We start from the raw sequence: 3,749 nt of genomic DNA, 5'->3' as shown, positions 1-3,749 counted from the left end.
CGGCGCTCGAGCTGCCGGCCGCCCTGCGCTGGCGCCAGCCGCGCCGCCCGGCGAACGTCGCCGTGCTGCCGCTGTTCCCCGGCCTGCAGGCCGCCCAGGTGCGCGCCCTGCTCGCCATGGGCGTCGAGGCGCTGCTGCTGGAGTGCTACGGCAGCGGCACCGGCCCGTCCGACGACGAGGCCCTGCTCACCGCGCTGCGCGAGGCCCACGCGCGTGGCGTGGTGCTGGCGGCGATCAGCCAGTGCGCCGAGGGCCACGTCGAGTTCGGCGTCTACGCCGCCGGCAGCCGCCTGGCCGCCACCGGCCTGGTCGGCGGCGGCGGCATGAGCCGCGAGGCGGCGCTGGCCAAGCTGTTCGCCCTGCTCGGCGCCGGCCTGGATCAGGCCGAGGTGGAGCGCTGGTTCGCCGTCGACCTGTGCGGGGAACTGCGCGACTGAGGGCGCCCCGCCCGCAAACGAACACGCCTCCCGAAGGAGGCGTGTCGCATGCGCGAATCGAGGCTCAGACCATGCTCGGGTCCGGCTCCAGGCCCATCAGTTCTCGGCCGAGGATCTGCGCGCAGACGTCGTAGTCGGTGTAGGCGTGCGCGCCGGTCATGTGCGAGTCGCGGAACAGCCGCTGGATCTCGTTGCCCTCGAACCAGCTCATCGCGCCGGCGGCGGCGAACAGGCGGTCGACCGCCTCGATGCACATCTTCACCGCATAGGCCTGGTTGGTCCGCCAGCAGGCCAGCTCGGCGCGGGTCGGGTACTGGTGGCGCTCGGCGAACTCGGCGTGCTCCTGCCAGGTCTTTTCGAGGAACGCGCGCGCGGCGGCGACCTGGTGGGTCGACTCGGCCAGGCGCATCAGCGCCGGAGTGGCGGTGCCGACGCTGGCGCCGGTGTAGGCGCGCACGCGGTTCTGCTGCTTCTCCCGGAAGGCGACCAGCATGCGCTCGGCAACGCCCAGGCTGATGGCGGCGAAGCCGCAGGCGAAGTACGGACGGTACGGCGCGTAGAAGATCTTGCTGTCCGGATACAGGCCGAAGCCGGCGGAGCTGCCCTCCATCATGTCCTTCGCGGCCTGGATGCGGTGCTCGGGGATGAAGGCGTCCCTGATCACCAGGGTCTTCGAGCCGCTGCTGCGCATGCCGATGGCGAACCAGTCGTCGCGGATCTCGTAGTCGCTGCGCGGCAGCACGCCGAAGCTGTACACCGGCTCGCCCGCGGCGTTCATCCGGCGCATGCCGACGATGGCCCATTCGGCGTGGTCGCAGCCGCTGCTCCAGCCCATCTCGCCACTCAGGCGCACGCCGCCCTCGACCTCCTCGATGGTGCTGAACGGCGCGATGCTGCTGCTCGCCGTGGCATCCGGATTGTCGCTCCAGATCTCGTCCTGCAGCTGTTTGGAGAACATCGCCAGCTGGTGGCTGTGGGTGCACAGCAGGCTGAAGGCCCAGGCGGTGCCGCCGCAGGCGCCGGCCAGGGCGACGATGCATTCGGTGAACTCGGGCAGGGAGATTTCCATGCCGCCGTAGGCCTTGGGCTGGAAGGCACGATGCAGACCGATGCTCTTCAGCAGGACGATGTTCTCGCCCGGAACCTTGCGCTCGATCTCGGCCTGGGCGGCATTGGCGGCGATCTGCGGGAGGATCGCCTTGAGGTCTTCGAGAAGCGGATTGTGCTTGTGCATTGCAGCCTCGACTTGTTCTTGGTGGCTTTTCGGAAGTCCCGTGCGCCCCGCAGCGGGGCCTGGTCCCTGCCCGGGATCGTTGACGCACGAGGATTATTGACCGCACGAAAAGTGGCGATAAATGCACGCAACGGTCTTACCGCTGTACTTCCCATGGCAAGCAGACGCTGAAAACCGGAAAACCACCGCGAAAAAGTGCAATACCGGACAGCCTGCGGCGTCCGGCAACCGCGCCCTCAGAACACCGACCAGCCGATCCGCTCGCTGAGCTTCTCCAGCGCCGCCATGCCGGCCAGCGAGTTGCCCGAGGCGTTCAGCTCCGGCGACCACACGCACACCGCGAAGCGCCCCGGCACCACCGCCACCAGGCCGCCACCGACGCCGCTCTTGCCCGGCAGGCCGACCCGGTAGGCGAAGCTGCCGGCCTCGTCGTACAGGCCGCTGGTGGCCATCACCGCGTTGACCTGGCGGGTCTGCTGCACCGTCAGCACCGCCTCGCCGCTGTGCGGGCAGCGCCCCTGGTTGGCGAGGAAGGCGAAGGCGCGCGCCAGGTCGACGCAGTTCATCGCCAGCGCGCAGTTGTGGAAGTAGCTGCGCAGCACCGCCTCCACCTCGTTGGCGAAGTTGCCGAACGACTGCATCAGGTAGGCCATCGCCGCGTTGCGCGCGCGGTGCTGGTACTCGGACTCGGCCACCCTGGCGTCGGAGACGACGTGCGGATTGCCGGACAGGCGGCGGACGAAGTCGCGCATCGACAGCGCCGGGGCGGCGAAGCGCGACTGGTTGATGTCGCTGATCACCAGCGCGCCGGCGTTGATGAACGGGTTGCGCGGCTTGCCGCGCTCCAGCTCCAGCTGCACCAGCGAGTTGAACGGCTGGCCGGACGGCTCGTGGCCGAGGCGCTGCCAGATCGCCTCGCCGGAATGCTGGATCGCCTGGACCAGGGCGAACACCTTGGAAATGCTCTGGATGGAGAACGCCGTGCCGGCGTCGCCGGCGCTGTACAGCTGGCCGTCCACGCCGTACACGGCGATGCCCAGCTGGTTGGCCGGCACGCTGGCCAGCGCGGGGATGTAGTCGGCCACCTTGCCCTGACCGATCAGGGGGCGGACTTCGTCGAGAATCTCGTTGAGCAGCTGCTGCATGGAGGGGGCGGAATCGTTGTTATTGGAGAACGACTAGACGCTCCGGCCGCCCCTGCGCATCACAGCCGCCGCGGGCTTTTCCGCACCGCCGGACCACGCCGGCCGGCCTTGCGCTAAGGTGCACTGCAGAGTGTCCCGCTCCGGAGCCCGCCATGCGCCCGTCTGCCCTGCCCCTGCTCGCCGCAATCCTCCTCGCCGCCTGCGCCACCGCGCTGCCGCCGCACGATCCGGGCAAGGCCTGGATCGAGGTCCGCGGCGACCCGGCCATCCGGCTCGGCGCCGACCAGCTCGACAGGCGGAGCTGGGCGGACCGTCGCTACTTCCAAGTCGAACCGGGCGAGCATCGCCTGCAGGTGCGTCTGGGCTTCGAGGTGCCCGGCGGCAGCGGCCCGGACAACCATGACGGCGGCAGCTGGCGCACCTGCATCCTCGAGGTGCGCTACGGCGGATTCGCCGCCGGCGCGCGCTATCGCCTGAGCGGCCGCGCCATCGCCCACCGCGCCGTGGCCCAGCTGCAGGACGAACGCGGCCAGACCCTGGCGCGCGCCCGGGTGCTGCGCTGCGGCGCGCTGTGAGGCGGCTCAGCTGCCGACGATGCGGAAGCCGATCTTGATGGTCACCTGGTAGTGGCCGACCAGGCCGTTCTCGATGTGCCCGCGGGTCTCCAGCACCTCGAACCAGTCCATGTGGTGCACGGTCTTGGCCGCCTCGGCCAGGGCGTTGTTGATGGCGTCCTCGATGCTGGTGCGCGACGAGCCGACCAGCTCGATCTTCTTGTAGGTGTGGTGATCCGACATGACGGCGCTTCTCCGCTGACTGGGGTCCCCTGAACGCTAGTCAAGCCGCGCCGACCCGGCAAATCCGCCGCGCGCCTGCAGCGCCGCCAGCCGCTCGCGGCGCGCGCCCTCGCCCAGCGCGGCCAGCTCGGCGGCG

The 3,749-nt window shown here is 70.2% G+C and carries 4 protein-coding genes and 1 pseudogene; 2 read left to right on the top strand and 3 right to left on the bottom strand.

The window, feature by feature from the left end:
- Nucleotides 1-437: pseudogene (locus tag E5198_RS20670) on the top strand (asparaginase); the annotation flags it as partial.
- 64 nt (nucleotides 438-501) lie between these two features.
- Here the strand turns inward: E5198_RS20670 and E5198_RS20665 are convergent.
- Nucleotides 502-1,671: a p-hydroxyphenylacetate 3-hydroxylase oxygenase component gene (locus E5198_RS20665; protein WP_136491787.1), complete on the bottom strand. Its 1,170-nt coding sequence runs from the start codon at nucleotides 1,669-1,671 to the stop codon at nucleotides 502-504.
- 236 nt (nucleotides 1,672-1,907) lie between these two features.
- Nucleotides 1,908-2,816, bottom strand: a complete 909-nt coding sequence (gene glsB / locus E5198_RS20660) for a glutaminase B (RefSeq protein ID WP_136491786.1) — start codon at nucleotides 2,814-2,816, stop codon at nucleotides 1,908-1,910.
- Nucleotides 2,817-2,968: 152 nt separating this feature from the next.
- Here glsB and E5198_RS20655 point away from each other — a divergent pair, with 152 nt between their 5' ends.
- Nucleotides 2,969-3,391: a hypothetical protein gene (locus E5198_RS20655; protein ID WP_136491785.1), complete on the top strand. Its 423-nt coding sequence runs from the start codon at nucleotides 2,969-2,971 to the stop codon at nucleotides 3,389-3,391.
- A gap of 6 nt (nucleotides 3,392-3,397) precedes the next feature.
- Here the strand turns inward: E5198_RS20655 and E5198_RS20650 are convergent, their stop codons facing one another.
- Nucleotides 3,398-3,613 (bottom strand): dodecin, encoded by a 216-nt coding sequence (locus E5198_RS20650; protein ID WP_136491784.1) that lies wholly within the window; start codon nucleotides 3,611-3,613, stop codon nucleotides 3,398-3,400.
- Nucleotides 3,614-3,749: the final 136 nt, after the last annotated feature.

It is taken from the genome of Pseudomonas sp. A-1 (assembly GCF_004801855.1).
Classification (GTDB): domain Bacteria; phylum Pseudomonadota; class Gammaproteobacteria; order Pseudomonadales; family Pseudomonadaceae; genus Geopseudomonas.
The sequence above is the reverse complement of the archived record's forward strand: the minus strand, read 5'-3'. Positions and strand labels throughout refer to the sequence as shown.

Bases quoted from the DNA above. Each gene is read 5' to 3' on its own strand.
- E5198_RS20665 (WP_136491787.1), bottom strand. From the start codon at position 1,671: ATGCACAAGCACAATCCGCTTCTCGAAGACCTCAAGGCGATCCTCCCG.
- glsB (WP_136491786.1), bottom strand. From the start codon at position 2,816: ATGCAGCAGCTGCTCAACGAGATTCTCGACGAAGTCCGCCCCCTGATC.
- E5198_RS20655 (WP_136491785.1), top strand. From the start codon at position 2,969: ATGCGCCCGTCTGCCCTGCCCCTGCTCGCCGCAATCCTCCTCGCCGCC.
- E5198_RS20650 (WP_136491784.1), bottom strand. From the start codon at position 3,613: ATGTCGGATCACCACACCTACAAGAAGATCGAGCTGGTCGGCTCGTCG.